The sequence below is a fragment of the Acidithrix ferrooxidans genome (assembly GCF_000949295.1).
Lineage (GTDB): Bacteria > Actinomycetota > Acidimicrobiia > Acidimicrobiales > Acidimicrobiaceae > Acidithrix > Acidithrix ferrooxidans.
This window is the reverse complement of record NZ_JXYS01000012.1, coordinates 1-26,285: the sequence shown is the minus strand read 5'-3', so window position 1 is coordinate 26,285 and position 26,285 is coordinate 1. Positions and strand designations below refer to the sequence as shown.

At 48.2% G+C, this 26,285-nt stretch carries 29 protein-coding genes and 2 pseudogenes; 24 read left to right on the top strand and 7 right to left on the bottom strand.

Features of this window, described 5'->3' with window-relative positions:
• Positions 1–79: 79 nt before the first annotated feature.
• The 16 genes and pseudogenes from secY (at position 80) to AXFE_RS02385 (ending at position 13,290) form a co-directional block, all read left to right on the top strand.
• Positions 80–1,375: a preprotein translocase subunit SecY gene (secY, locus tag AXFE_RS02450; protein ID WP_052604309.1), complete on the top strand. Its 1,296-nt coding sequence runs from the start codon at positions 80–82 to the stop codon at positions 1,373–1,375.
• A 40-nt stretch (positions 1,376–1,415) separates the two neighbouring features.
• The gene (locus tag AXFE_RS02445) at positions 1,416–2,075 is read left to right on the top strand and encodes an adenylate kinase (protein ID WP_200891171.1); all 660 of its coding nucleotides are present in this window, start codon (positions 1,416–1,418) and stop codon (positions 2,073–2,075) included.
• A 55-nt stretch (positions 2,076–2,130) separates the two neighbouring features.
• Positions 2,131–2,892: a type I methionyl aminopeptidase gene (gene map, locus AXFE_RS02440; protein WP_235347526.1), complete on the top strand. Its 762-nt coding sequence runs from the start codon at positions 2,131–2,133 to the stop codon at positions 2,890–2,892.
• 170 nt (positions 2,893–3,062) lie between these two features.
• Positions 3,063–3,287, top strand: coding sequence for a translation initiation factor IF-1 (infA, locus tag AXFE_RS18225; protein ID WP_082058422.1), 225 nt, complete (start codon positions 3,063–3,065; stop codon positions 3,285–3,287).
• 91 nt (positions 3,288–3,378) lie between these two features.
• Positions 3,379–3,492: a 50S ribosomal protein L36 gene (gene rpmJ / locus AXFE_RS18220; protein WP_082058421.1), complete on the top strand. Its 114-nt coding sequence runs from the start codon at positions 3,379–3,381 to the stop codon at positions 3,490–3,492.
• A 4-nt stretch (positions 3,493–3,496) separates the two neighbouring features.
• Positions 3,497–3,874: a 30S ribosomal protein S13 gene (rpsM, locus tag AXFE_RS02435; RefSeq protein WP_052604308.1), complete on the top strand. Its 378-nt coding sequence runs from the start codon at positions 3,497–3,499 to the stop codon at positions 3,872–3,874.
• 77 nt (positions 3,875–3,951) lie between these two features.
• Positions 3,952–4,350, top strand: coding sequence for a 30S ribosomal protein S11 (gene rpsK, locus AXFE_RS02430; RefSeq protein ID WP_052604307.1), 399 nt, complete (start codon positions 3,952–3,954; stop codon positions 4,348–4,350).
• Positions 4,351–4,371: 21 nt separating this feature from the next.
• Positions 4,372–4,995, top strand: coding sequence for a 30S ribosomal protein S4 (gene rpsD / locus AXFE_RS02425; RefSeq protein WP_052604306.1), 624 nt, complete (start codon positions 4,372–4,374; stop codon positions 4,993–4,995).
• Positions 4,996–5,024: 29 nt separating this feature from the next.
• The gene (locus AXFE_RS02420) at positions 5,025–5,963 is read left to right on the top strand and encodes a DNA-directed RNA polymerase subunit alpha (protein WP_052604305.1); all 939 of its coding nucleotides are present in this window, start codon (positions 5,025–5,027) and stop codon (positions 5,961–5,963) included.
• Between the two features lie 2 nt (positions 5,964–5,965).
• A pseudogene (gene rplQ, locus AXFE_RS02415) lies at positions 5,966–6,316 on the top strand (50S ribosomal protein L17); the annotation flags it as partial.
• A 186-nt stretch (positions 6,317–6,502) separates the two neighbouring features.
• Complete coding sequence (gene truA, locus AXFE_RS02410; RefSeq protein WP_052604303.1) at positions 6,503–7,354, top strand: tRNA pseudouridine(38-40) synthase TruA; 852 nt, start codon at positions 6,503–6,505, stop codon at positions 7,352–7,354.
• Between the two features lie 101 nt (positions 7,355–7,455).
• Positions 7,456–7,911, top strand: coding sequence for a 50S ribosomal protein L13 (gene rplM / locus AXFE_RS02405; protein ID WP_052604302.1), 456 nt, complete (start codon positions 7,456–7,458; stop codon positions 7,909–7,911).
• 16 nt (positions 7,912–7,927) lie between these two features.
• On the top strand, positions 7,928–8,320 hold the full coding sequence (gene rpsI, locus AXFE_RS02400) for a 30S ribosomal protein S9 (protein ID WP_052604301.1): 393 nt from the start codon (positions 7,928–7,930) through the stop codon (positions 8,318–8,320).
• 9 nt (positions 8,321–8,329) lie between these two features.
• Positions 8,330–9,643 carry a phosphoglucosamine mutase gene (gene glmM / locus AXFE_RS02395; RefSeq protein WP_200891170.1) on the top strand — a complete coding sequence of 438 codons (1,314 nt, stop codon included), beginning with the start codon at positions 8,330–8,332 and terminating at the stop codon, positions 9,641–9,643.
• A gap of 510 nt (positions 9,644–10,153) precedes the next feature.
• Positions 10,154–12,001: a glutamine--fructose-6-phosphate transaminase (isomerizing) gene (glmS, locus tag AXFE_RS02390; protein WP_052604299.1), complete on the top strand. Its 1,848-nt coding sequence runs from the start codon at positions 10,154–10,156 to the stop codon at positions 11,999–12,001.
• A gap of 221 nt (positions 12,002–12,222) precedes the next feature.
• Complete coding sequence (locus tag AXFE_RS02385; protein ID WP_052604298.1) at positions 12,223–13,290, top strand: radical SAM protein; 1,068 nt, start codon at positions 12,223–12,225, stop codon at positions 13,288–13,290.
• A 336-nt stretch (positions 13,291–13,626) separates the two neighbouring features.
• Here the strand turns inward: AXFE_RS02385 and AXFE_RS02380 are convergent, their stop codons facing one another.
• Positions 13,627–14,205 (bottom strand): hypothetical protein, encoded by a 579-nt coding sequence (locus tag AXFE_RS02380; RefSeq protein WP_052604297.1) that lies wholly within the window; start codon positions 14,203–14,205, stop codon positions 13,627–13,629.
• A 608-nt stretch (positions 14,206–14,813) separates the two neighbouring features.
• On the opposite strand from AXFE_RS02380, the gene acpS reads away from it, so the two are divergent.
• From acpS to AXFE_RS02350, 6 genes are all read left to right on the top strand, one after another.
• Positions 14,814–15,245: a holo-ACP synthase gene (gene acpS / locus AXFE_RS02375; RefSeq protein ID WP_052604296.1), complete on the top strand. Its 432-nt coding sequence runs from the start codon at positions 14,814–14,816 to the stop codon at positions 15,243–15,245.
• Between the two features lie 213 nt (positions 15,246–15,458).
• Positions 15,459–16,970, top strand: a complete 1,512-nt coding sequence (locus AXFE_RS02370; RefSeq protein ID WP_052604295.1) for an NAD(P)H-hydrate dehydratase — start codon at positions 15,459–15,461, stop codon at positions 16,968–16,970.
• Positions 16,934–18,055, top strand: coding sequence for an alanine racemase (alr, locus tag AXFE_RS02365; RefSeq protein WP_052604294.1), 1,122 nt, complete (start codon positions 16,934–16,936; stop codon positions 18,053–18,055). The genes AXFE_RS02370 and alr overlap by 37 nt, the downstream gene beginning before the upstream one ends.
• Positions 18,056–18,097: 42 nt before the next feature.
• Positions 18,098–18,682: a uracil-DNA glycosylase gene (locus AXFE_RS02360; protein ID WP_160291697.1), complete on the top strand. Its 585-nt coding sequence runs from the start codon at positions 18,098–18,100 to the stop codon at positions 18,680–18,682.
• The gene (gene tsaE / locus AXFE_RS02355; RefSeq protein WP_160291696.1) at positions 18,675–19,136 is read left to right on the top strand and encodes a tRNA (adenosine(37)-N6)-threonylcarbamoyltransferase complex ATPase subunit type 1 TsaE; all 462 of its coding nucleotides are present in this window, start codon (positions 18,675–18,677) and stop codon (positions 19,134–19,136) included. The genes AXFE_RS02360 and tsaE overlap by 8 nt, the downstream gene beginning before the upstream one ends.
• Before the next feature lie 432 nt (positions 19,137–19,568).
• The gene (locus AXFE_RS02350) at positions 19,569–20,327 is read left to right on the top strand and encodes a hypothetical protein (RefSeq protein WP_052604292.1); all 759 of its coding nucleotides are present in this window, start codon (positions 19,569–19,571) and stop codon (positions 20,325–20,327) included.
• A gap of 4 nt (positions 20,328–20,331) precedes the next feature.
• On the opposite strand, the gene rnhA is transcribed toward AXFE_RS02350, so the two are convergent.
• The 4 genes and pseudogenes from rnhA to AXFE_RS21260 all read right to left on the bottom strand — a co-directional run bounded on the left by rnhA (position 20,332) and on the right by AXFE_RS21260 (position 22,961).
• Positions 20,332–20,790, bottom strand: coding sequence for a ribonuclease HI (gene rnhA / locus AXFE_RS02345; RefSeq protein WP_052604358.1), 459 nt, complete (start codon positions 20,788–20,790; stop codon positions 20,332–20,334).
• A gap of 414 nt (positions 20,791–21,204) precedes the next feature.
• Positions 21,205–21,648 (bottom strand): cyanase, encoded by a 444-nt coding sequence (gene cynS / locus AXFE_RS02340; protein ID WP_052604291.1) that lies wholly within the window; start codon positions 21,646–21,648, stop codon positions 21,205–21,207.
• A 144-nt stretch (positions 21,649–21,792) separates the two neighbouring features.
• The gene (locus AXFE_RS02335; protein WP_052604290.1) at positions 21,793–22,035 is read right to left on the bottom strand and encodes a HypC/HybG/HupF family hydrogenase formation chaperone; all 243 of its coding nucleotides are present in this window, start codon (positions 22,033–22,035) and stop codon (positions 21,793–21,795) included.
• Positions 22,036–22,275: 240 nt separating this feature from the next.
• A pseudogene (locus AXFE_RS21260) lies at positions 22,276–22,961 on the bottom strand (Kae1-like domain-containing protein).
• Positions 22,962–23,024: 63 nt separating this feature from the next.
• Between AXFE_RS21260 and AXFE_RS21255 the strand changes: the two are divergent.
• Positions 23,025–23,147 carry a Rieske (2Fe-2S) protein gene (locus tag AXFE_RS21255; protein WP_160291695.1) on the top strand — a complete coding sequence of 41 codons (123 nt, stop codon included), beginning with the start codon at positions 23,025–23,027 and terminating at the stop codon, positions 23,145–23,147.
• Between the two features lie 104 nt (positions 23,148–23,251).
• Complete coding sequence (locus AXFE_RS02320; protein WP_160291694.1) at positions 23,252–24,484, top strand: HypC/HybG/HupF family hydrogenase formation chaperone; 1,233 nt, start codon at positions 23,252–23,254, stop codon at positions 24,482–24,484.
• Between the two features lie 547 nt (positions 24,485–25,031).
• Here the strand turns inward: AXFE_RS02320 and AXFE_RS02315 are convergent.
• A complete protein-coding gene (locus tag AXFE_RS02315; protein ID WP_052604286.1) occupies positions 25,032–25,844 on the bottom strand; it encodes an ExeA family protein in 813 nt (270 codons plus the stop codon).
• On the bottom strand, positions 25,841–26,285 hold a 445-nt coding region (locus AXFE_RS02310; RefSeq protein WP_200891169.1), incomplete at its 5' end, for a Mu transposase C-terminal domain-containing protein. The genes AXFE_RS02315 and AXFE_RS02310, both read right to left, overlap by 4 nt.

Sequence of the window (26,285 nt, the reverse complement as noted above, 5' to 3'; positions counted from 1 at the left end):
CGCCATTGACTAGTATGGGATAGCTAGGCTTGGGTCCAATTGTACGTAAGAGCCTTATGAATGGTAGGTGAGTCGTTAAGTGCTTGGCAGTTTGAAAAACATCTTCAAAGTCGCAGACTTGCGCAATAAAGTTCTTTTTACGCTGATGATCATTGCGGTCTATCAGTTGGGCGCGAATTTACCAGTACCTGGTATTGACTTCGCGGCACTTAAGCAGTTGGAGACATCTGCCTCTGGTAGCGGAGTCCTTGGGTTTTTAAACCTTTTTTCTGGTGGCGCTCTGACCCGCTTTGCCATCTTCGGCCTTGGGATTATGCCCTATATCACCTCCTCGATCATCATCCAGTTGTTGACGACTGTTATCCCTAAGTTCGAAGAGTGGCGTGATCAAGGACCAGTTGGCGAAAAGAAGCTGACGCAAACTACCCGTTATCTCACCATTGTTCTAGCGATCCTCCAAGGAACTGGTTTAGCCTTTGTCTTTCACAATGGTGGTGCTGGATTTTTGCCTAACGGTCAGCAGATCGATCTAATTCCTAGTTTTACCATTGCGAGGGTTCTCTTCATCGTCCTCACCTTTACGGCGGGTACTGCCTTGGTTATGTGGTTAGGTGAGTTGATTACACAGCGTGGAATCGGTCAAGGTATGTCGATCATCATCTTTGCCAATGTCGTGGCTGGTATTCCTAGCGGTGGCCATGCGATTCTTGCTCAGGCTGGTGGCTTTAAGTTCGGCGTTATCGTTGTCCTTGCGCTTATAATCTTGGTCGCTATCGTCTTTGTAGAACAGGGCCAGCGTAGGATTCCTGTTACCTTTGCTAAGCGTGTAGTTGGTCGTAATATGTATGGCGGTGGAAGCACTCATATTCCGCTCAAGGTCAATCAGGCTGGCGTTATTCCTATCATCTTTGCATCATCTATTTTGTATTTTCCGGTTCTTTTGACGAATATTATCCCGTGGGCCGGCTTTAGAACCTTTGTGAATAACCATTTGGTCTCTGCCACCAGCTTTTATTACATTATTAGCTACGGTATCTTGATAGTCATGTTCACCTTCTTCTATGTGCAGGTGGCATTTGATCCATATCAACAAGCCGATATTATTCGAAAGCAAAGCGGTTTTATCCCAGGTATCCGTCCAGGTGCGCCGACAGAGCGTTACTTGGCTAAGATCCTCAATCGGATCACCTTCCCTGGCTCGCTCTTTTTGGCGGCGGTTGCATTAGTACCCGCTATCGCTTTGGCACTATGGCATGTAACGGGATATCCTTTTGCAGGTACGACATTGTTGATTGCCGTTGGTGTCGCGTTAGAGACTATGAAGCAGGTCGATTCTCAGCTTTCGATGCGAAATTACGACGGCTTTCTTAAGTAGCATCTTTGGGTGCATATTTTAGAATTTAGGGGGCAAGGGGTTGGATAAGCCGTATCGAATTGGCATGCTTGGTAAGCAAGGCGCCGGTAAGGGAACTCAATGTATTCGTTTGAGCGAGGTATTGGGGATCCCCCATATATCCACAGGCGATATGCTGCGAGCTGCACTTCGCGAAGGTACCGATTTCGGTAAGGCTGCGGGTGAGTTTATGGAGCGTGGGGAGTTGGTTCCTGACTCTATCATCGTTGGCGTCGTAGCTGAGAGACTTGCACAAAGTGATGCTCTAAATGATGGTTTTGTATTGGATGGCTTTCCCCGTACCTTGGCTCAGGCCCAGATGTTGGAGGAGACATTAGCTCCAGTGGGGTTGAAGGTTGTCATCAACTTAGACGTCTCAACCGAAGTAGTCCTGGATCGCTTGTCTTCTAGACGTGTTTGCGTGGGCTGTGGTCGGACTTATTCGATCCATTCGAGGCCAAATCGCAATTGGAGCTGTGATAGCTGTGGTGAGGAAGTCATACAACGCAGTGATGATACCAAAGAGGCTATCGCGAGAAGACTGGCACTCTATGATGAGCTGACTGCACCGCTGATTGATTGGTACGGCCAGTTGGGCAAGTTGATTTCGGTTTTTGGCGATGGCGACTTCGACTTGATTCACAAGGAAATACGTAGCGCTATAGATAGCGTTATAGGTTAGAGTACTTGTCCCTATTGGCTTATTAGGCCCCTATCGCTAAACGTGAGGTTTCGAATTGAAGTGGGATTCTACGGTCCGTCGTTCAGGTGCTGAACTTGATAAGATGCGTAAAGCTGGAAAGATAGTTGCAGAGATTCGCGCTAAGACTCGCGAAGCTATTCGAGACGGAATTACTACAGGCGAGATTGATAAGATAGCCCATGAGATAATCGATGCTAGAGGTGCTAAATCTAATTTTCTGAATTACCATGGTTTTCCAGCTACTATTTGCACTTCGCCGAATTCTATGATTGTTCATGGTATCCCTGGTGATTATCGATTAGTCGAGGGGGATATTATCTCCATCGACTGTGGCGCCATTTGGCAAGGATATCATGGCGATTCGGCTTATACAGTTGGGGTGGGAAAGATCTCGAAGGTAGCTGCGAAGCTGATTGAGGTTACTGAGGCCTCTTTGTTTGCCGGTATAGATGAGATGGTGGTCGGAAATCACCTTCATGATATTGGTCGGGCTATTCAAAATCTCGTCGAAGCTAACAAGATGGCAGTAGTGCGCGAGTATGTTGGTCACGGAATTGGTACGGCGATGCACGAGGCGCCCAATGTGCCAAACTATTGGCCCGGATCTCCAGGTCCGAAGCTTCGTGCCGGTAACGTCTTTGCAGTTGAGCCGATGGTGAATTTAGGTAGTGCCGATACTAAGGTTTTGGCTGATGGATGGTCGGTGATGACCGCTGATGGCTCACTCTCGGCTCACTTCGAGCATACGATTGCGGTTACAGATAATGGTCCAGAGGTCTTTACCTTAGAGGACTAGCAAGGGGTTAGTTTTTGGATTGCCTTTCTTTTTGTGATATACCGGAAAGATCTCGGCGTACGCTAGACTAATCTCTCTGTGCAAGATCTTAGGGTGCACCTAAGTTTGTGCAGCTGTCTCCTATGGGGGATTGACAACCGATTTGGTTGTAGCGATTTAAGGAGTTTGATCTGACGAAGCCGAAAGAAGATGCAATTGTTCTCGAAGGGACCGTGGTAGAGCCCCTTCCCAATGCGATGTTCCGAGTTGAACTCGAAAATGGCCATAAGGTATTAGCTCACAGTTCTGGAAAGATGCGTATGCACCGAATTCGAATTCTTCCGGGTGACCGGGTGCAGATCGAACTGACCCCATATGACCTCAATCGGGGCCGGATAACATACCGGTACAAGTAGGAGACTATACTTACCAGTTTTGATTGGTAAATAATTCTCTATCGTCGCTTCTAAATTAGGAGCGACGATTTTCAAGTCAAGAGAGTAAGCAATGAAGGTAAGACCGAGCGTCAAAACAATTTGCGAGAAATGCAAGGTAATTCGCCGCCACAGGGTTGTGTTGGTGATTTGTGAAAACCCTAGACATAAGCAACGACAGGGATAGGTAAATGGCACGTATAGCCGGAGTAGACATTCCAAGGGAAAAGCGGTTGGAGATTTCTCTGACCTATATCTATGGAATTGGACTGACCACCTCGCAGCAGATCTGTGCTGCAACCGGTGTAGATCTGAACACTCGAGTTCGGAACTTAACCGACGAAGAAGTAGCACGTTTACGTGCCTACATCGACGCTAACTTCAAGGTTGAAGGTGACCTCCGTAGAGAGGTATCCCAAGATATCAAGAGGAAGCAGGAGATTGGCTGCTATCAAGGACTGCGTCACCGTAAGGGGCTCCCAGTTCGCGGTCAGCGTACCCACACTAATGCGCGTACGCGTAAGGGTCCAAAGAAGACCGTCGCTGGTAAGAAGAAGGTCAAGCGATAGTGACCCTATAACAGAGCGCTTGTGACACCTCTGTTAGATCTTGTTTTGAAGTTAGAAAATTCCTATAAGGAGCGTCGATGGCCAAGCCAAAACCAGCTGGGCGAAGAGTAAAGAAAAAAGAGCGTAAGAATATCGCTCATGGGATTGCCCATATTCATTCGTCTTTTAATAACACCATAGTTTCGATTACAGATCCAGATGGTAACGTCATTTCTTGGGGTTCCGCAGGAAACGTCGGTTTCAAGGGATCCCGTAAATCCACCCCATTCGCAGCTCAACTAGCTGCAGAAGCCGCCGCCAAGCGCGCGGCTGAACACGGCGTGCGTCGTGTCGATGTTTTGCTCAAAGGACCTGGTTCCGGTAGAGATACAGCGCATCGCGCCATTGCTAATGCCGGTATTGAGATTATGTCCGTGCGCGATGTGACACCTACTCCCCATAATGGATGTCGCCCCAAAAAGCGCCGCAGGGTTTAGAAAGTTTAAAAGGAGTTTATTGTGGCTCGATATACAGGCCCTGTGTGCCGTCTGTGCCGAAGAGAGCGTGAGAAGCTATTTCTCAAGGGTTCCAAGTGTGATACCCATTGCCCCCTGGAAAAGCGTAATTATCCACCTGGTGAGCACGGTCGTGACCGCGCCCGTCAGGGTTCTGAGTACTTGACCCAGTTGCGCGAGAAGCAAAAGGCTCGTCGTATCTATGGTGTTTTGGAAAAGCAGTTCCGAAATATGTTCGAAGAGGCTTCACGCCAAGATGGTATTACCGGTGAGAACTTGTTGCGTATGCTTGAGATGAGACTCGACAATATAGCATTTCGTGCTGGTTGGGGTGTATCTCGTTCGCAAGCTAGGCAATTTGTTTTGCACGGTTTTGTGACGGTAAATGGCCGAAAGGCTACAATCCCATCGATGAGACTTCGTCGAGGCGATATCGTCGCTCTAAAGCCATCGGCTCGTGAACTTGCCGTTGTTACGGAGTCGATTGCATCTCAGGCCCCTCACATCCCGGCCTGGTTGACATCGATCGGATCTGGCTTCGAAGTCGAGGTTTCGAATCCACCACTGCGTGAACAGATTGATGTCAAGGTTCGCGAACAGTTAATCGTCGAACTCTACTCCAAGTAAAGGTTTCGCAAGAGCGCTAAGGAGAAGGAATGCTCTTTATTCAAAGACCCGCCGTTGAGGAAGCATCCGAAGAGGTTGCGGGTCGTCAAAAATTTGCGATAGGACCTCTGGAGCCCGGTTTCGGACATACCTTGGGTAATTCGTTGCGTAGGGTTTTGCTCTCGTCGATTCCTGGTGCTGCTCTCGTTGAAGTTCGCTTCGACGATGCGCTCCATGAGTTTACGACGCTGCCCGGAGTTAAAGAAGATGTCACTGAGATCATCCTTAACTTAAAGGACGTTGTGATTCGCTCTGAGGTAGACGAGGCGATTACTATTCGTCTGGACGTCAGAGGCCCCGGAATTGTAAGAGCGGGTGACTTTCAGGTCACTGCTGATCTAGAGATAGTTAATCCCGATCTACATATCGCCACTCTGTCGGATCGAGGGCGGATAGCTCTTGATGCTGTGGTAGATAAGGGCAAAGGCTATCAGAGTGCCGATTCGTCGCGTTCGAGTGGAATCATTGGACGTATCCCTATGGATGCGATCTTTTCTCCAATTCGTCGTGTAGCGGTTGAGGTGATTGCCACGGCAGGTGAGCGATCTCGTGACTACGACCGCTTGGTCTTAGATATCGAGACCGACGGATCAATTACTCCACGCGAGGCTTTGGCCTCGGCTGGAGAGACTTTGAGGTCGTTGGTTGGATTGATTGCTGATATGAGTGATCAACCCCAAGGACTTGCTTTGACGGAGACGCCAGTTATAGAGGTTCGTTCACCAGATCTTGACCTTCCTATTGAAGATCTTGAATTGACTGAGCGTCCGCGTAACTGCCTCAAGCGTGCTCAAATTAATACGATCGGTGAGCTACTTTCGCGAAGCACCGACGACCTACTCGCGATTACTAACTTTGGCCAGAAGTCACTTGATGAGGTTGTCAGCCGACTCAATGAGCGCGGCCTTTCACTAAGGAAGAGGGACTAGTTATGCCCGGTAGGCCTAAGCAGGGGCGTCGTTTTGGTGGCGACGCAAAACATCAAAAGGCGATTCTCGCTAATCTAGCGGCTTCGCTCTTTGCAGCTGAATCGATTACTACTACAGAGGCCAAAGCTAAGGCTTTACGACCAGTGGCAGAGAAGCTTATTACAAAGGCAAAAAGAGGGGGTCTCGCTAACCACCGTGAGCTCGCTAGCTATCTTCGTGATAAGGATATGGCCCAGAAGTTGATCTCTGATATCGCCGAGCGTTATTCAGAGCGTCAAGGTGGCTATACCCGGATCCTGAAGAAGGGTCCTCGCCAAGGAGATAATGCGCCTATGGCCATTATTGAGTTGGTATAACAAGTCTCTGTGTGATCTAGAGAGTTTTTGATAGCGGATGTTGGGGCGTAAGCTCCTCATCCGCTATTTTTCTTGGCTGAGTTTTCTTTGTCTATGGCTTGGTTCTTCGGCGGGTTTCTAAGGGATTTGGAGAGATCTCCGTGGCAGTGTTTTATGGTGAAATCAGTTTAAAGGGTGGGACCGTTGTCTTCGCCTAGAAACTATCTTCCACAAGAAGTCAATAACTTGGCTATAGAGTTTGCCTATGATGGCTCAGCATTTAGCGGTTACGCGCGTCAGCACGATCAGGTTACGGTGCAAGGGGATCTCGAGGCCGCACTAAGGGCAGTTCTTGGGGACTCTTTTCGAACGTTTGTTTCTGGGCGAACTGATCGGGGCGTTCATGCTAACTCTCAGTTCGTCTCAGTTGTACTGGAGGATCCCAAGTACATTGATTTGGATAAGTTCCGGCGGTCGATCGAGCGCCTCACTAGTGCCTCGATTGCTATTCGTGCGGTATGGTCGATGCCGGAGGATTTCCATGCACGCTTTTCCGCAGTGGCCCGTCGATATCGGTATTGTCTTCTTACCGGCGACTTTGCGCTGCCAATGGAGCGCCGTGCGGGTTGGCATATCGGTTCTCCACTCGATCGAGATGCTCTATTTGCAGCGGCATCCTACTTGGTAGGTGAGAAGAATTTCGCTACCTTTTGTAGAGCCGATCCCAATGGTGGTTCTCTTAATCGACGTGTGAGTGAAGTCAGCGTCTTTGAGACCGATCGCGATCATATCCATATAGAGATTGAAGCCAATGCCTTTTGTCACCAGATGGTTAGGGCTCTAGTGGGTTACTTAGTAAAGGTCGCTCTAGGCAATGCTACTCCTTGGGATTTCAGTAGGGCTCTTGATGCACAGGATCGTTCTAAGGGAGTCGATCTCGCCCCACCGTATGGTCTTTTTCTTATCATGGTTCGCTTTGAGGAGCGCTTTGAATTTTTGAATCGGCCTGTAATTTCGGTTGGCAATCGAGTTATGTCCAAAAGGTTGGAGGATTAGCGGATTGGCTATCGTTTAATCCTGTTATAATGTTCCTTTGTGTCTTATGCGACCGAAACTGTCGTAGGCATCTAATTCGTACCTTTGAAACCAGTGAGATTATGCGCACCTATTCAACAAAGCCATCAGAAATTGAGAGAAAGTGGTTCGTAGTCGACGCCGAGGGCATGGTCCTTGGTCGTTTGGCTACCGAAGTCGCCAGAATTCTGCGCGGTAAGCACAACCCTTATTTCGCACCACATCTCGATACCGGTGATCACGTTATCGTGATTAACGCCGATAAGGTTATTTTGACTTCCAACAAGGCGGAACGAAAGTTCTCCTATCATCACTCGGGTTATCCGGGTGGCCTTCGTACGACTCGATACACTGACCTTATGGCTGATAAGCCTGCCTTCGTCGTGGAGAAGGCCATTAGGGGTATGCTTCCTAAGAACCGATTGGGTCGCGCTATGTATTTGAAGTTGAAGGTATATGCAGGGCCGACTCACCCGCATTCTGCCCAGATGCCAGTTCCGCTAGAGATTCCAGGCGCTACGCGCACTGCAAACCGTTAAGCCGGGGAGAGATTATATGTCAATACCATTAGTTCAATCGACAGGTCGTCGCAAAGGTGCAGTCGCTCGTGTTAGGCTTCGCTCAGGCGAAGGCTCTGTGACCTGTAATAAGCGAAGTTTCGAAGAGTATTTCGGGGCTCCAAGCCTGCGCCAGCACGCGATCGAGCCGCTTCGGCTGACCAATTTGTTGACCAACTATGACGTGGATGTCACCCTAAATGGCGGCGGCGTCTCTGGTCAAGCTGGAGCCCTTCGCCTAGGTTTGGCAAGAGCTATTGTCGAGTTGGATCCTGAACTTAGAGCACAGCTCAAGAAAGCAGGATTGCTTACTCGCGATGCCCGTGAGAAGGAATCTAAGAAATACGGCCTCAAGAAGGCGCGCAAGGCTCCTCAGTACTCCAAGCGTTAATCTTCGGTGTTGGAATTTGGTACGGATGGCGTACGTGGTAGGGCGAACTCTGAGCTTAATTCAGAGTTCGCCCTTCGTCTTGGTATGAGTGTTGCAAATACAATTGCTGGCTCTACTTTTTTGGTTGGTCGTGATACTCGGGTCTCTGGAACCATGTTGCAGGCTGCATTTTCTGCTGGTTTAGCCGCTGCGGGTACCTCAGTTTTGGATCTCGGGGTAATTCCTTCTCCAGGAGTCGCTTATCTGTGCTCTAGATTGAAGCTAGCTGGCGCGGTGATTTCTGCTTCCCATAACCCCTATCACGACAATGGGATCAAGATTTTGGGGCCGGCAGGCGCTAAATTATCGAATGCAACCGAGATTGAGATTGAACGTGGCGTGAGAGATGGCATTGCCATCGACGAAGGTGTTGGAACCATCAATGACGCTTCGCATCTAGTCTCTGACTATTTAACCTATATTACATCTCAGCCGCTGATTCAATCGCTAGTTGGACTAAAGCTGGTTTTGGATACCGCTAATGGTGCCGCATCCGGATTTGCTCGAGAGGTTTTTGAGCGTTACGGTGCAAGTGTTGTGGTGATCAACGACTCCCCTGATGGTGTAAATATCAATGCAAATGCAGGTTCGACTCATCTTCAAGGTTTGATTGACACCGTTTTAGCAGAGAAGGCTGATCTGGGTTTAGGGTTTGACGGAGATGCAGATCGAGTATTAGCAGTAGCTCAGGACGGCTCCGTTATAGATGGTGACATAATCCTAGGGGTTTTAGCTAAGTTTTTGAATAGCCGTTCGCTGCTGTCGCATAATGGTCTGGCGATAACGGTTATGAGCAATATGGGCCTTCGGATCGCCATGGCGCAAGCCAATATCGAGGTGGTTGAGACGCCGGTTGGTGATCGCCATGTATTTGAAGCTATGGAGCGGCATGGTTTTGTGCTAGGCGGCGAACAGAGTGGCCATATAATCTTGGCGGATTTGGCGACAACCGGCGATGGAATGCTCACCGGAGCCGTCTTTAGCCGCGCTCTTTTGGAGTCCGGCATCGCTGCTAGCGAGTTAGCCAATAGAACCATGGTGCGATTCCCACAGATTTTGCGTAATGTCGCTTGTGTTGGGGATCCAAAAGTTGTTCTTGGTGCTCCAGAGGTCAAAGATGTGATCGCCAGAGCCGCGCAGCAATTGAGTGATGCAGGCCGGGTTTTGGTTCGACCTTCAGGCACTGAGCCTTTGATACGTGTTATGGTCGAAGCTAGGGACGAAGCTCTCGCTACTGAGTCGATCGAGCTGATCCTAAAGGTGATTTCTCAGACTGATCTTTAATTCAGATTGAGCTTTAGTGTGATCGGGACGTGATGGCGGCCTTTTGCATCTAAGCAGGTAATCTCCCAGCTTCATTACCCACGACGCCTTATCCGGCAATGCTTTAGAACATCTAGGAAGCTCGTTGTATGCAAATAATTACAGCGCTGCGAGTTTTAGGGTTGAGCTCATCTCTTGTGCTGCATGTTGATTCGTCCATGCTGAATTAATCAATGGTACTTGGTAAGAATCCAAGAACGCGTTTGTAATCTTGATGATCGAAAGGCCGATGGCGGATCTCTGTATATCTTTATTTCTGGCTTGGTTGCAAGTGGCTTAGCGGTATAGTTTGGCGCGATTTGTGATCTTTGCCAGGGTGTTTGTTCCAATTGTGGTAGAGCTGTTGATGGCTGTCTCGTATTTTTTCGGAATCATTGACCGAAGGGCTTAAAGTCTTTCTTTGATTTAGGTTTTAATCTCATTTTGACGAACGAATTTTATATTTTGATCAAAGGGCTAGGGTATTAAAGCGTGTGTGGAATTATTGCAGTAACTGGCCAAGGCGCAACCGTTGAGGTTTTGACAAGTGGCCTCAAACGTCTGGAATATCGGGGATACGATTCCGCAGGAATTGTAGTCTGTGATGAAAATGGTCTATTTTCGCGATTGCGGGTAGCACAGGGTAAGAATTCTTTGGATCGATTAGATAGCGATGCTAAAGAGAGCGAATTTGGCTCGATCATCAGCGGAATCGGTCATACTCGATGGGCAACTCATGGTGGTCCAACCCTATTTAATGCGCACCCCCATATCGATTGCAATGGGACAATAAGTGTGGTTCATAACGGAATCGTTGAGAACTTCAGAGAGCTCAAGGATGATCTTATTTCGCGGGGCCATATATTTTCCTCCGAGACCGATACGGAGGTAATCGCACACCTTCTAGAGGAATCTTTGATTTCGAAGGGAAGCTTGGTCGAGGCTGTTTCATCGATAGCGCCAATCATGCGTGGCGCGATGTCTTTTGTGGCAATCTCTTCGACCGAGCCAGGGGTTTTGGTTGGTTTTAAACGTATGGCGCCGATGGTTATCGGTCGGGCTTCAAACACCTGGTTTATTGCGAGTGATATACCGGCGATTCTTGATCGTGCGGAGGTTTTTTACCACTTAGAAGATGACCATCTTGTCTGTGTTACTGGGGGTGGTGCTGAGATCTTTAACCTCGAAGGGGACTCGGTTGATCTGGTTGAATTCCCCGTTACTTGGTCGCTTGAGTCCGCTGAGAAGTCGGGTTTCGATGATTTTATGTCGAAGGAGATACTTGAACAACCTGGGGCGCTGCGAGACACTTTGGCAGGACGCTTAGCATCCTCTGGTGAGTTGATTTTGGACGAGACGACCAGCGATCCAGATTCTTTAGCGCGCATAAATAAGGTTTTTATCGTTGCCTGTGGAACCTCTTATCACGCAGGTATGGTAGCGAAATATGCAATCGAGCATTGGACGAAAGTCCCCGTAGAATTGGATATTTCTTCGGAATTTCGTTATCGGGATCCAGTGGTGGATGAGCGTACTCTCGTAGTGGCCGTTAGTCAATCGGGCGAAACCCTAGATACGCTTGCTGCTTTACACGAGGCAAAGAACCTCGGAGCCCAGACGTTAGCGGTTTGTAACGTAGTGGGTTCATCAATGGCGCGATTGGCCGATACTGTGATGTACACCAGAGCCGGACCTGAGGTTGGTGTAGCCGCCACGAAGACTCATACCGCACAGATAGGGGCTCTTTTACTTTTAGCTTTGAATCTAGCTCGAACTAAGGGCCAGCTCTACCCGAGTGAGATCGACGCCTTGTACGAAGAGTTGACTTTGGTACCTGCAAAGATCCAAGAGGTTTTGAACTCATGGGATGCCATTGGCGAGGTGGCTAAGCGCTTTAGTGGCTCAAGTAGATTTTATTTTATTGGCCGCCATGTTGGCTATCCTGTTGCCTTAGAAGGAGCGCTAAAGCTTAAAGAGATCTCATATCTACCCGCGGAAGGCTATCCCGCTGGAGAGCTCAAGCATGGTCCAATTGCAATGCTCGATGAGATGGCGGTTGTTGTGGCGATAGCGACTCGAACCAGGCTTTACGAGAAGATCGTTTCGAATATAGAAGAGGTACGTGCTCGCAATTCTTCTGTGATAATTATCGGCAATCCTGGAGATGAAGGACAGGCTAACTTAGGCGAGTCCTTCATCTCGGTACCCAGAGTTCATCCTCTCTTTGCTCCATTGGTAGACGTGGTTCCCCTACAGATATTCGCATACCATATGGCTCGGAACCTAGGTATGGATGTCGATCGTCCACGGAACCTCGCCAAGACGGTGACTGTGGAGTGATGCTGGACCCCACGGGGATCAAGTTTTATTATGAGAATCGACGATTGCGATTTTGAGCCTTAAGGCTGGGGATTTGGACTCTAACTTGATCTTACAATTGCGCCTAGCCTTGGATGGTAAAGACTTTTATAGGCATGATATAAAAAGCTAGGTTCCATTGGCGGCTCAACTTCTCGAAGTTGCCAACTTGGGGGACTAGTAGGGTTTGAATAGAGGTTGTCGTGGAGGATTTTTCATCGTTTTTACATGTGATTACTTGGGAGCTGACCAAGGCATGTCATCTCCATTGTCGTCATTGTCGAGCAAGAGCGATCCCAAACCGAAATGAAGGAGAACTTGATATTGACGAGATCCAAAGTGTCTTATTAGATATTTCGAATCGGCTTCCAAGAAAGCCGATCATGGTCTTCACTGGCGGTGATCCAACCGAACGACCAGATCTCGATGAAATTTTGAAGAGTTCGATCGAGATGGGATTCATCACATCTATCTCGCCATCTGTTACTAATCGCGTTACTCCTGAATTGGTCTATCATTGGGCAGAACTTGGGGTTCGTGCGATCTCTCTTTCAATCGATGGACCATCTCCTGAGATTCACGATAGATTTAGAGGCGTTAAGGGAACCTTTGAACGCTCCATTGAAATAGCTCGCACAGTCGTTGACGCCAAGATGTCCCTGCAGATCAATACCTCAATTGGGAGATTTACATTAGACGGTTTAGCCGAGATGGCGGATCTGGCCAAAGATCTCAAGGTGTCGTCTTGGGAGGTATTTTTTGTAATACCTATGGGTAGAGCGAAGTTGTCGAGCGCCCTAGATTCCTCAGAGATGGAAGAGGTGCTTCGGTATCTCGCGACTTTTAGCCGCAGCGTTGATTTTCGCGTTACTGCGGTTGGCGCGCCGCAATTTCAAAGGGTGCTTCATGAGATGAACTACCTAGAGACCTCTGGCCTTCGTCCGTCGGTACGAGAGGGTCGAGGATTTGCATTTATTGACCACCTAGGGGAAGTCTATCCTTCGGGTTACCTTCCTTTGTCCGGTGGAAATGTGAGATCGCAATCGCTAGTGGATATCTACTCCAGTTCGCCACTGTTCACATCAATGCGCGACCCCTCTAATTACAGCGGTGCATGTGGATCGTGTGACTACAGCGGCTTTTGTGGAGGATCCAGGGCTCGTGCATTTGCAGTGACAAAAGATGTGCTTGCCTCTGACCCAGGCTGTCCAAGGACTGACTCTTATGGATCATTTCTTGATTTAGAACCTGTAGAATTGGTTATAGAGTAGCAATTAGGCTCCAGATCTGTTTTCATTTATAAGTTGTATGGCCGTTCTGGTCGGCGCCAATTTCATGGAACTCGCGATCATAATGAAAGACACAAGCCCCTAAAAGAGATCTCTTTTAGGGGCTTGTGTCTATTGATGGATAAATACGGATCAGTTCGATCGTCTGTCTTTGGATTAATCACCCTGTTGTATCCCTACTGGTTGATGCAACAGGGTGAGGGAGCTGACCCAAGAAGGCTCCTATAGCTTTCATAGCCGTTATGTCCGACCTAGATGGGCCAAAACCAGCTATGTGAGTTAAGCAGCCCACTTATTTAGCCCACTTATTTAGCCCACTTAGGCAGCTTGAGCCGTTCCAGCGCTGGTAGTACTTCTAAGTGCCGCGCCACCATTAGGTCCACCAAAGCCAGGGCCACCATGACCGCCAGGGCCACCAGCGGGACGTGGGTTATTGACGAAGTTGGTGATAGCTGTATTTAGATGAGACAGGATCTGAGTGGCTTGAGTAGAGGTTATCTTTCCAGCGGTTACAGCGGAGTTGATATTTGCTGTAGCACTAGTTACCAACTCTGAGATCAAGGTAGATGGAGAGATATTAGCTGCCGTTGCTACTGCGGCTAGGGTCTTTCCAGCTTGCAAGTCTGCTTTGAGAGCAGATGTAGTTGTCTTTAGGTCACTAGCTGCAGTTTTCAAGAGATGATCTCCAGCAACAGCTCTCATAAGACCACCATGGTGTCCACCACTTGGGCTCGTCGTTGTGAATGAAGAGAGAGCCGCAGGTATCGATGTAGATGGGGTTGTGCTCGCAGATGATACCGCTGGGGTTCCAAGTGTTGCACCTGCTAGCCATCCACCGCCTATCGCCAAAACTGTAAGACCACTTGCTATCTTTGCGTTTAGTTTAATTTTTCTCATTTGAACTTCCTCTGAGATTTACTTTCCTATTTTGCTTCGCCCTAGGCCTTCAGGGGATACTTACATGCTCGTTGAGATTGCCTAAAATTAGCTGTGGAGCGATTAATGACTTTGTTTATAATTCCTGAACTTACTTTTACCTTTCTTAGACAACTTTCATATTTGAATAAAGTCCCAGCTAGCAATAGGTGTAGACACCAAGCAATTCTAAAGATCTCAAATGGAACTTGTAAAAAACTATGGCAAAGTGCTCAATGATCCCTAACGAAAAGGTTGTGTCGAAGGTATTTTGGGACCCAATGGCAAATTGGACGCAGGGCAAGAGATAGTCTCAGCTAGCTGGATATCGGTGGTGGATCGAGGTAATGGGCTTTATGCAAGCTCGAAGCGTTGAATTAATTCTTCACGGCTTGATTTACCGTAGCACTTTCGGGCTGGCATAAAGGAGATATTCCGCCCTAAGCAAAAGGTGGTAGGTTTGTCTTTGTTGGCCCAGGACCATCAAGCCGATCACGGCTGTATTCTCGGGTACTTCATAGGACGTGGTGGCGTTTTAGGGATCTGGCTTGGATAGATTCCGGTCGTATTGAATGAGGGTTGGGCTCTGTATGAATCAAAGATATACCTTTGGAATTGGGGTGGACGTGGTCGACCACGATCGCTTTGCTTTATTTGTGAAGCGTCGGAGTCGAGGGGTCGATCGGATCTTTACTGATGGTGAGCTTGACTATATCAACCGCTTTAAGGGAGATGGCGCAATTGCACGTATGGCCGCGCGCTTTGGGGCCAAAGAGGCAGTCTCAAAGGCGCTAGGCGTCACCCTCTTTTCGCTCTCACTGCATGACATTGAGGTAGTGAATTCCAGTGACGGACCACCGAAGGTGAAGCTACACGCTAAGGCAAAGGAGGTTGCTTTTCAATCAAATGTTGTTGAAGTCAAAGTTTCATTTTCTCACGAAGTCAGAGTTTCAATTGCCTTCGCTATGGCAATCGCCGAGATTCGGAGCGTTGATCTTCAAGGACCACTAGAGCTCGGCTGAACCCTATGGTCGGTTGGGGCGTTGAAATCGTCTCTTTGGAGCACTTCTAAAGGTGTAATTTATCTCCTTGAATTCATTAATACTAAACCAGTCGGTCGCGGTGGCGTGATGGAAGCGATGTTAGGAAACCCCAACCAAACAGACGGAGCCAGAAGCCCCGTCCGTAAGGGCGGGGAAGGTTCACGAAAAATAGGGTAAAGCCCCAAGGAAGCCATGATTCAAATATATTCGACCGAAACGATGAGATCTCTAGATGAAACCTTGGCCGCCCAGGGTTCGTTGGCCACCATAATTGATCGCGCTGGTTTTGCACTGGCACAATTTAGCGCCTTGATTCTAGGTGGAGCCTACGGCAAGGTGGTAGTAATCGTAGTGGGCAAGGGAAACAATGGAGCAGATGGCAGGGCGTGCGCTAAGTATCTCTCTATTCTTGGAGCAAGTGTAGGGGTTATTGAATATGAAGATCTCCACGAAAGATCGACTCCTCGATGCGATCTTTTGATCGATGCTGTCTTTGGTTTTGGCTTTCATGGTGATTTGAAAAGGTCGATCAAAACTCCCCGTGGAGCGTTGATCCTAAGTGTCGATATGCCAAGCGGCGTCAATTCTACGAGCGGTGAAGTTGCACCAGGAACACTCAAGAGCGACTTTTGTCTGGTCCTAGCTGGGCTGAAGAGAGGTTTGCTTTCCGGTGATGCCATTGAGGTTATGGGTGAGAGCTATCTCTGTGATCTAGGTGTGGCTACCAATCTCGCGGGTGAAGGAACCTTTTATCAATCCTTTGACTTTAGCGAAGTCCCAACTCCAACACAGCATCACAAATGGAAAAGTTCGGTAGCGGTCTTTAGTGGATCACAGGGAATGGAAGGTGCTGCTATCTTATCGTCGGTAGCAGCGATGCGGGCGGGGGCGGGAATCGTTCATCTTTTTTCGCCGAGCAGTTCAATCTCATACCTTTTGGCTGCTTCGAATCCAGAAGTTGTCCTGCGTCCGTTGCTCCACGACGGAGAGTTGCAGATCCCGAAGGAAGACCTCTCACGGTTCAATGCTATTGCAATTGGCCCGGGGTTAGGGCGATTTAGCGGCCAGTTGCTTGAATATGTTGGACGAGCCAGCGGCGCTAGTTTAGTTGTCGATGCGGACGCCATCTCTGCCTTGGCGGCCTCGCCGGATTCTCTCGGATTACTTAAAAAGGGTAAACGAGGCATTGTGCTAACTCCACATATGGGAGAGCTTGACCGCCTCTCTATTGCATTTGGCTTTGCTAAGACAGATCTCGGTATCTTGGAGTTTTGTCGGCGGTGGGGCGTATACATGTTGGTTAAGGGATTTCCGACCTTTATATATTCTCCGGAGGGTCACTTTGGGGTGGTCTCCTCCAACGGTAGTGAGCTGGCAACCGCAGGCTCAGGCGACGTGCTAAGCGGCATCATTGCTGGTGTTCTTGCAAATGAAGTGATCTCTATCTCTGCTATTGCTAAGGCTGCCTATATTCATGGACTTGCCGGTCGTCTGACCTTCCGAAGGGGAATGATCTCCTATGATCTATTGGATAAAATTCCGCGCGCAAGGTGGCTGTGTCAAACAAGCAGTGAGCTGCAACGCCAACAAAGCCAATTTGTGCCATTGTTTTCTCGCGGTCCATTGATCTCTAGCCGCGAATCCAAGATCGATTGGGGTGTACTCGCATGGGGGCAGAACATAGGCCCGTCTGGGCAGAGATAGATGCACAGGCGCTGATTCACAACTATCGCTTATTTGCTGCTCTGGCTGCGCCCGCAAGAATCTGTGCCGTTGTAAAGGCCGATGCTTATGGCCATGGTGCCGTGGATGTGGCTCGAATCCTTCATGAAGTGGGATGTCGCGATTTTGCTGTCGCCTTTGTCGATGAGGGAGTCGAGCTTAGACAAGCTGGTATCGATGGAGAGATTTTAGTCTTGAGTGAGCCCGCCGTCTCTGACTTTGGAGTTGCGGGCGATGCAGATATCTCTCTCACGCTCTATAGCCTCGAGGCTATAGGGATAGCGTTGGCTACTCGATTTGGCAAGGAGGGAAAGCGACTCTCTTTTCAGCTGAAGTTAGATACAGGAATGTATCGAGCCGGTGCATCCTTGTCCGATATAGACAGGATCTCAGAGCTCTTAGAAGGAGTTGATTTAGATGGCATTTGGAGCCACTTTGCCGTTGCCGACTTGGACGATCCTGAGTCGGTTGCCTTTACCAAGTTGCAGATTGAAAGGTTTAGAGATGCCGTAGAAGCGCTTTCGCTAAAGGGTATCACCGCTCGTCAGTTGCATATTGCCAATACTGCAGGGCTCTTGGACTTTCCAAAGGTGCGATTTTCAAAAGTTCGCGTAGGTCTTGGACTCTATGGTTACGACCCAAATCCAAAGTCACGATCGATTGGCTTGCGTCCGGTGCTCTCTTTGATCTCCAAGGTGACTTTCATACGGCAGGTAGAACAAGGTGTCAGGCCATCTTATGGGCGCCTTCGACCTATTGATTCAGATGGATTCCTAGGGCTGGTTCCAATTGGATATGCAGATGGAGTTCCTAGGGCACTCTTTAGGGGTGGGGGTAAGGTGGCAATTAATGGTGTGCTATATCCATTTGCAGGAATGGTCTCTATGGATCAATCTGTAATAGACCTTGGGCCAGGTCCAAGGGTGCAAATAGGCGATCGAGTAGTACTTTTGGGTTCGGATAATCCGGTTTCAATTTGGGCAGATGAGTGGGCTTTGCGCACTGGAACTATTTCGTGGGAGATTCTTTGTGGAATCTCAAAGCGGGTTCCCAGAAGAGTGGTTTAGGCCAGATAGCCTGTTTCTAGCCATTCAAAACAAGGGATAATATTGAGTTCGCGAACTGATTTTGAGAGAACAAGATCTGCGGCCCTGGAGTGCCAAAAGTGTTCTTTATGTGAGAGTCGTTTGAATGTGGTCTTTGGCGAAGGTGATTTGTCATCTCCGATACTCTTTGTCGGTGAAGCCCCAGGAGCTCAAGAGGACCTTCAATCAAGGCCATTTGTCGGGCGTTCAGGGAAGTTGCTCGAACGTTTAATCTTCGAGGCATTGGGGCTTAACCGAGGTGATGTCTACATCACCAATGTTGTAAAGTGCCGTCCACCAGAAAATCGATTACCAAAACCAGATGAGGTTAGAAGCTGTAGTGGCTACCTAAAGGATCAGTTGAACTTCATCTCGCCTTTTCTTGTGATTTCACTCGGTTCGCTTGCGACAAAGGTTTTTATGGGTCGAGACGTTCAGATAACTAAATGCCATGGGGAAATTGTACAGAGTGAACTTGCTTTGGTGATGCCCATCTTTCATCCAGCCTATGCGCTGAGGCGAGGGCTAGTAGCTCAAGACGCTATTCGCAATGACCTCATCGGCGCTAAAGGGTACCTGCAAGAGATCGGTGTGTGGAACTTTGAATGAGATACTACGGGTCAAGTCATCATCGGCGCTAGAGACCAAGGCTATTGGTCAGCGCCTGGGCTCTCTTTTGCATGGTGGCGATGTAGTCCTTCTAATTGGCGATTTGGGAATGGGTAAGACTGCAATTACTTCTGGTATCGCGGTTGGAATGGGAATTTCTCAGAGGGTCGCATCTCCAACATTTGTAATGGTTCGGGAGTATTTTGGGAGTTTTCGTTTGGTCCACTGCGACCTTTATCGAATTGACACCACCAGAGGAGTTGACTTCGATGATTTGGAACTCTTCGACGAAGATAGCGTTACGGTCGTCGAATGGGCAGATCTATGCCTTTGGCAATTCGACGACTTTGATCCCTTAGTGATTTTGTTTGCCAATGGGGCTGATGAAGATTCCAGGTCGATAACGTTCACTGAGAACAATTCGAGATGGAATGAACGATTTTTAAAGTTTTGACTAGATGAGGTGACAATTTCCACAACTTGTGACTAAAAACGATCCCTAAGGATTCCTTGAATAAGTCTAGGAGATCCTATGTCAGGGATGCAAAGCTTGATGTAGCTGTGTACTATAACAAAATATAAAGAACTTGCCTGGATTGGGTCCGGGGCATATTTACAAGGCGCCCATAATAAAGGGCATGTAAGGTTCTACAAGGGGTAATATAGGTGCCATGCAAGCGGTATGGAGTGCAGGTTGCATCGTGTATCGCTAGATTCGATCAAACCAAGCACGCAGAGTTGGTCAACACTATATGGTGTTTTCAGCGGTGTTTTTTGATCACCTCGACTTTGTCCAGGGGGAAACCTTTGGGGTGAATAGATTGCACCTCCGGTTTCTTTTATAGAATTTTATTTCTGCCCTATTTGATCTACATCGGAGTCCACCTTGTCAAAGAGAAATTCACCAAAACGAACTATTTTGGCCATAGACACCGTCTCGCCGAGGTCATACATAGGGCTGGTCCAATTTCCACAAGGTGAATTTGACGCTGGCGAATGTGCCTATTACATGGAGATCTCTAAACCAAGAGCCTTTCTTTCAGAAGTTGGGATCTTCTTAGAAAGAGCTCTTGGTCCCAATGCGAACTTTGGTCTTCCCGAGGCAATTGCAGTGGCTGTTGGCCCTGGAGGGTTTTCTGGAAGTCGCCTTGGAGTCGGCATCGCCAAGTCGTTAGGTTTTTCTATGGGCTTGGGGGTCTTGGTCTATGATCATTACGAGATGGTGGCGAATTCATACCTTGAATGGATGCGCGCTGAGACAAGAGGTGTCGCTGTGATTGGCGACGCGAGAAGAGGTCAAGGCCATCTTATGATCAAGGAGGGCGACCCAAAAGGCAACCTTTCCTATGGTCAGTTCTCAAAGACTTTGGACTACCATGACATGAGCGATCTCCTCATGGACGCGGATCTATCCTCAGTCATATTTTCAGACCCGGTGACAGCATTGAATTTGGGCGATTTGATTGATCGTAGTGATATGCAAGTAGCAAGTGAAGTATTTTCCTACGTTAATTCAAAGTCCCTTGGGAGATATATCGGCCGACTTTCAGCACAAGGGGGCGAGGTGGAGGCCTCTAGCGTAGTGGTTAGGTATTCTAGAGACTATGACGCGAAGGTCAACTTCGAGACGATTCTGCCATCTTGATGGTCTAAAAGTTGCGCTTTGAACCATTTGCTAGCAATTGGTCAATTCCAAGATTTGCTAGTTGGTCGGCTCTTTCGTTGCCCTCATCGCCGTTATGGCCCCGAACCCAAATCCAGTTGATCTCGTGGCGTTTGGTCGCTTGATCTAGCAACTTCCAAAGATCGGTATTTTTAACTGGCTCTTTTTTAGAGTTGACCCAATTTTTCTTCTTCCAATTTACGATCCACTTTGTAATGCCGTCCATAACATATCTCGAGTCGGTGTGGAGGCTTATACGACACGGTACTTTTAGGAGTTCTAGGGCTTCAATTACCGCTTGGAGCTCCATCCGATTGTTGGTTGTTGGGTTGTCACCACCGTAGATCTCTCGTTGCTTTTTTGGGCTAATCAACAGCGCACCCCAGCCTCCGGGCCCCGGGTTACCTCGGCATGCTCCATCTGTGTAGATCGTCACGGCCTGCAATTCTTGATTGGCAGAGCTAGAGGCACCACTGGGTTGTCCCACAGATGTGGATTGGTTATTTTTTTCTTGCATATCCCTGGTGAGCTTGCGCAGATTCCCTTCAAAGTCGACTTATTCTTGGCCCATGATCTTATAGGCGCGGTAGAAGATGTGGCGCGAGGCCACGACTATCTTGGTCCAAAGGTATGTCGTTGAATAAATAAATACCAAATCTCCAAGACTCCTCGAAGCACGATATTTCTTTGAGGAGTATTAACAGGTGAGTTGTTTCGCCCAACCTTGAGGTCTTTATCGAGTATCGATTGTGAGAGCCCCGGTGATCCCAGTGAAAGGGGATCACGAGGTCAAAGCCAAAGAGACCAAAGTAATCTGCAAGCTATGTTGTTCATTTGCCAGTTGAGGTGACTCGCCGCGTTAGTAGCTTTTGTGAGGTAAAAATTTGCCTGAGAGCTCTATGTGTACGCGGTCGCCATTTGGGTCTTCTTGGCGGGTAATTGACATATCGAAGTCGATAGCACTCATGATTCCATCTCCGAATTCTTCATGGATCAGTTCTTTGATTGTCGGTCCATAGACTGAAACCAGTTCGTATAGGCGATAGATCGTTGGGTCCGCCGGTATCTGATTTGGTAGGCTTCCTCTAAATGGAGGGACTCGCAACATGGCGATCTCTTCCGGAGAAAGGTCAAATAACTCACCGACTACCTGTGCTTGGTGATCGGAGAAGGCCATTTGTCCAAGACAACCTGCCGTAACCCACTCTTTGGACTTGCCAACCTCTTCTGCAACTTTCGACCATGTGATGTTTCGTCGGATTTTGGTCTCGATAATCTTTTCAGTAACGTCGTTTCGATCCATGGCCCTACCTTTAGATAGTGAGAGATAGAGCTATCCTAAGGTGAATTGACGAATGCAGTTCGCAACCTTCTCAAAAAATTCATCTTTGTGGCCATCCCATGGTGCTAACACCTCTTGGACTTATATGCTGAGTGGCCATAAGGCCTATCTTTGGACTCTTGCGAGTGCGATTCCGGGTTGTACGAGAACTACGTCGCCAACGGCTAGGTGCTCGATAAAGGCGTAAGCCACCTCAGAGATATTTCCACAAGGGTCGACCCCTAATGCGAAGCCTGATTTGATCTCCACTATCTCGATTGCGGTCGCATCATCTAGGCAGACGCTACAGCTCGCAGGTTCTTCTTGGTCTAGCGCCAAGGGAATTAGGAAACGTCTGGTATCTGTCATGAGCTAGGAGTTTTCATTAGAGAAGCCTTTCAGATCTGATTCGTAGGGTAGGTGCTGAGGTGAATAATTATCGATCTGGAAAAAGCCAAGACAGTAGCCTTATTTTCCTTATTTAAAGTTATTGACTAAGAATAGAAATTTCATTGATCTTTGCGCTAGGGGATTTGGTCACTATATCTTCGATTGCGGTTTCATGGTTAGCTTTTCTTTAGGTGTGAACCGCTATTGGTTTCATGAACCTCAGGTTATGGCTTTTGGCGAACTTGTTTGGCCAAGGCGAGCTGCCGCTATGGCGACCTGCCCCAAGGAGATACCCCCATCGTTTGGAGGAACTTCTAAAGAGCAAAGCACTCTAAACCCCGCCATCTCTAGCTCCTTAGTTGACTCTTTGAGCAGGATTATGTTTTGAAAACATCCACCTGCAAGCACCACGGTTCGAAGATTTGTAGTCGCTGAGAGTTCTATTAGAACCTCAGCTGTTGATGTCGCTAAGGCCCCATATGCATATAGCGCTATCTCAGAAGGGTCTTGACCATCCAGGATCTTTTGAGCGGTCTCTCTAAAGATTGATGCCGTATCAATTACCCATCGCTCTTGGTCTTTGTCAAAGCGCACATGGGGGTCAGCCTGATTTGAGTTCATAGCACGATGGGCCAGCACCCCTAGGTACATGGCCCCTTGGCCCTCGAAGGTGCGACGTCACATAGCTCTATGAGCCCACCGACCGCGTCAAAGAATCTTCCCATTCCAGAGGTGCATGGCGAAAAAATTGGAGATCTTGAGATTGCGAGTAGACGTTTGAGTTTGGATTCGAATCTGGCGATGGATGGAAATGATAAAAATGGTGCCTCGTCGCCGAAGGCTGCTATTAAGTAGGAAATTGCCATGCGGTTGGGCTCGGTGATTGCCTTTTCGGCACCGATCATTGGTATGGACGATGAAGTTGCAAGTCGAAAAGAGCTGATAAGGTTGGCGACCGAGATGTTATTGTGGTTGCCCACAACGATGAGTTCTCATGTTTTGAGAATGCATGTTCTCATATGGAACTGCCTCTTGACCGAGCAAGTGTTGACGCCGATGGCGTCTTGGCATGCCCATGGCATGGCTTTTGATTCGATGGACTAACTGGTGAATGTATAACATTTCCGGATGTCTTTCTAGAGCGCCACGAATGTAAGGTCGTGTATGGAGAGATCTTTATCAAGGCATGTCCTTGATGCTTCGAGTAATTTCTCTCGGGGCCGAGTCGCCAGGAGGGCTAGCACCTCCCGCTGCAACTTTCGCGCCCGATCGATTTTATGGTCCCCGTGGACTCGTGTTGATCGGATCGACTTTGATCGTATGCGATACGGGAAATCATCGGGTTTTGGTCTTCAGAGATTTGTGCGATGGGATTGTCAGTCCAAAGGCGTCAACGATCCTTGGACAGCCTGACTTTTATTCAGAGAGCCACAGCAACGGAGGCGGATCTCAAGGGTTGTTTTTGCCTACAGGGGTTGCAACTAGGGATAATAGGTTGATTGTGGGCGATGTATGGCATCACAGGGTTCTCATATGGGACGCCATCTCGACAGAAGATTGGACCGGAGCCGATCACGTAATCGGACAAGCCACTATGGAGGATGTCGAACCCAACCAGGGCGGAGAGTGTAGCACTGCCAGCTTGGATTGGCCCTTTGGTGTTGGCTTTGTAGAAGACCGTTTTTTTATTGCGGATACTGGCAATCGTCGAATTTTGGGTTGGGATCATCTTCCTCTAGATGGCGAACTGCCCGAGGTGATAGTTGGGCAAAGTGACTTTAACTCACGTAATGAAAACAGAGGAGAGGTAGGGCCATCGAGTTTTAGGTGGCCCTACTCCGTAGTCGGTGACTGTGATGGAATGTATGTAGCTGATGCGGGAAACCATACAGTCCTTATGTTTGATCTAAAGATTGACAAAGATTGCGATGCGCTTTGTGTGATTGGTCAAGTTGATCCTTGTTCAAATAGCGAGTGGCCCTATGGCCTTCAGCCTCAAATGCTTATCGTTTTCCATATGCCATTGCCAAAGATGGTGACAGATTTATGGTTGCAGATACCGCCAATAATCGGGTGCTTCTTTACGATAAGCTGCCTAAGAGTTATAGTTACCTTCCTTATGGGTCAATTGGCCAAAAGGACTTTAGCTCAAATGGTGAGAACCGATGGGCTGGGGTTGCTCCCGACACCCTTTGTCGGCCATATGAATTTCGCAGGTGTTAGTCGTGACGTCTGTTTTGCTTCATGGCCAGATGTAAAGGTCGGAGACTATGTTCTGGTACATGTCGGATTCGCGTTGACAGTATTGGATGAATCTAGCGATCATGAGACACTTGCCATCTTTAGGGACTTTGGCCTAATTGATGGTGAACTTGGTAGCGACGCAGAGATCGTTCCACAGCGTTGCGCCCTTTTGGCAGGAAAATAGAAAAAGCGCTTAGACGTAACTAGCCCCATCTTTCGCCGTGCGTCATGAATGAAAGAGGTTGTAAATCACCTACAAGCTGATAACAATCACACTGCAATGCTACATAGATGATGGAGGTAGGCCCTCCGGGATCGCCTTTTGGGAGGAGATTCCAAACCACCTTATCGATAATGGCACGGGGCATTAGCTAAAGACTGTTGTCCAAAGCGGTACTAAAAAAGTTAGAGCAATGACTCTTTCAGGTATGAGTTAAGAAGACGAGTGAAAACAAACCACTGACGAAGCGTTCGAAATTGGTATGGATGATGTCGAAACCGAGGGACGTCGAACTTTCGGGACAACTTGGAGACTAACCCAATTAGTGCTCCTTGGGCATCCGGCGTGTAGGTGGCGTGAGCTTAACATCAGGCGTTTATGTGGTGTTGCCCACCAGCCAAGCTGATCATGCAGACGACATAGTAACTGATCATGTTGTGTGATCGCTATGTCGCCAGTGACACTGATGGTGGTCACGGCGGTCCTCTGGTTGTCGCTAACTTTCTCATTCTCACTCTGAATCAACTTCTGATATTGCCTGGCGTGCCGATTTCTCATCTACGATTGCGCTTTTATTTGCAAATGTGGCTATCAGTGCTTGACGGGCAAGGTTGTTGACCGCTCTCGGCAGACCTCTGGAAACCTGATGAATCAGTCCCAACGCTTCATCTGAAAATAGAGCATCCGTTCGACCTGCCAGCTTCAGGTGATGTAGCGTATAGCTTTTGGTTTCCTCCGATTTCATTGGTGGAACGCTATAGCGAAGCGATATTCTCTGTTCAAGTGCGCTAAAGGTTGAAAGTCGCAGCCGTGCCTTTAGATTTGGCTGACCAACTAAAACCAGAGCAAAAGAGCTGGATGAATCCATATCGCTATTGGTAAGAAATCTCAGCTCTTCTAACTGGGAACCTTCCAAGAGATGAGCCTCGTCACATACCACTACCACCTTTCGTCCCTTTTCCGATTCAGATGCAAGCAGCGAGATTGTCTGGGAGATAAGCGGTGTTTTGTAAAAACAGGGACTCTCGCCTAAATGAGAGACGATCCCTGAATATATCCCTTTAGTTCCAAGTGCCGGATTAGCCAGATAGATAATACTGTGTCTCGATGGCTCTAACAGTGACACTGCTTTTCTCACTGCTACTGTTTTGCCAGATCCAACTTCTCCGGTTATCACTCCAATAGCTGATTCATCAACTAAAAAGCCAATCCGGGCAACTGCTTCTAAGTGCCCCTGGTTGGGGTGGAGATCAGACGGGGATATTTCTTTTGTAAATGGCATCTTTGTAAATCCAAAATGTGAACGTATCTGATCTATGCTCATTTCTCTTCCTCTGCGTTTAGCTCCCTGTAGCCAATTGGAGATCCAAGGTATTTCCTGTGCTGTTTATCCACCAGGGATAGATAGTCAATTCCGGTTGGTTTTATGGTTTCTGGCGAGTGGGCAATGGTCATCGGATGCGAATGGCGGGAGATTTTATGAATAACAGCCTTACCAAAGTCTCTGTCCATATACCGCACATTGATAGCTGAGAGATCGAATGGATCAAAGACCAGATCTACTTTCCTACCTACCAGAGCCTGGTCTACTTCGTAGTCGTTCCCATAGAGGGAAACCGTTGCAGTTTTTGTAACAGTTCTTGATTCAGAGAATAGAAATGCCTCCCTCACAAGAGAAAGATCTGGTATCTTTGGCAGAATGGAGAACCGTTCAAGTGGTGTCTGGCCGGTTTCAGAATGAATCCGTCGGTGATAGACCTGTTCC

Excerpts from the sequence above, each read along its gene's own strand:
- acpS (WP_052604296.1), top strand. The coding sequence starts at position 14,814 with ATGAATCAAAGATATACCTTTGGAATTGGGGTGGACGTGGTCGACCAC.
- rpsK (WP_052604307.1), top strand. The coding sequence starts at position 3,952 with ATGGCCAAGCCAAAACCAGCTGGGCGAAGAGTAAAGAAAAAAGAGCGT.
- rplM (WP_052604302.1), top strand. The coding sequence starts at position 7,456 with ATGCGCACCTATTCAACAAAGCCATCAGAAATTGAGAGAAAGTGGTTC.
- AXFE_RS02420 (WP_052604305.1), top strand. The coding sequence starts at position 5,025 with ATGCTCTTTATTCAAAGACCCGCCGTTGAGGAAGCATCCGAAGAGGTT.
- AXFE_RS02380 (WP_052604297.1), bottom strand. The coding sequence starts at position 14,205 with ATGAGAAAAATTAAACTAAACGCAAAGATAGCAAGTGGTCTTACAGTT.
- AXFE_RS02370 (WP_052604295.1), top strand. The coding sequence starts at position 15,459 with ATGATTCAAATATATTCGACCGAAACGATGAGATCTCTAGATGAAACC.
- alr (WP_052604294.1), top strand. The coding sequence starts at position 16,934 with ATGGGGGCAGAACATAGGCCCGTCTGGGCAGAGATAGATGCACAGGCG.
- rpsI (WP_052604301.1), top strand. The coding sequence starts at position 7,928 with ATGTCAATACCATTAGTTCAATCGACAGGTCGTCGCAAAGGTGCAGTC.
- AXFE_RS02335 (WP_052604290.1), bottom strand. The coding sequence starts at position 22,035 with ATGACAGATACCAGACGTTTCCTAATTCCCTTGGCGCTAGACCAAGAA.
- rpsM (WP_052604308.1), top strand. The coding sequence starts at position 3,497 with ATGGCACGTATAGCCGGAGTAGACATTCCAAGGGAAAAGCGGTTGGAG.
- AXFE_RS02315 (WP_052604286.1), bottom strand. The coding sequence starts at position 25,844 with ATGAGCATAGATCAGATACGTTCACATTTTGGATTTACAAAGATGCCA.
- cynS (WP_052604291.1), bottom strand. The coding sequence starts at position 21,648 with ATGGATCGAAACGACGTTACTGAAAAGATTATCGAGACCAAAATCCGA.
- rpmJ (WP_082058421.1), top strand. The coding sequence starts at position 3,379 with ATGAAGGTAAGACCGAGCGTCAAAACAATTTGCGAGAAATGCAAGGTA.
- AXFE_RS02320 (WP_160291694.1), top strand. The coding sequence starts at position 23,252 with ATGCTTCGAGTAATTTCTCTCGGGGCCGAGTCGCCAGGAGGGCTAGCA.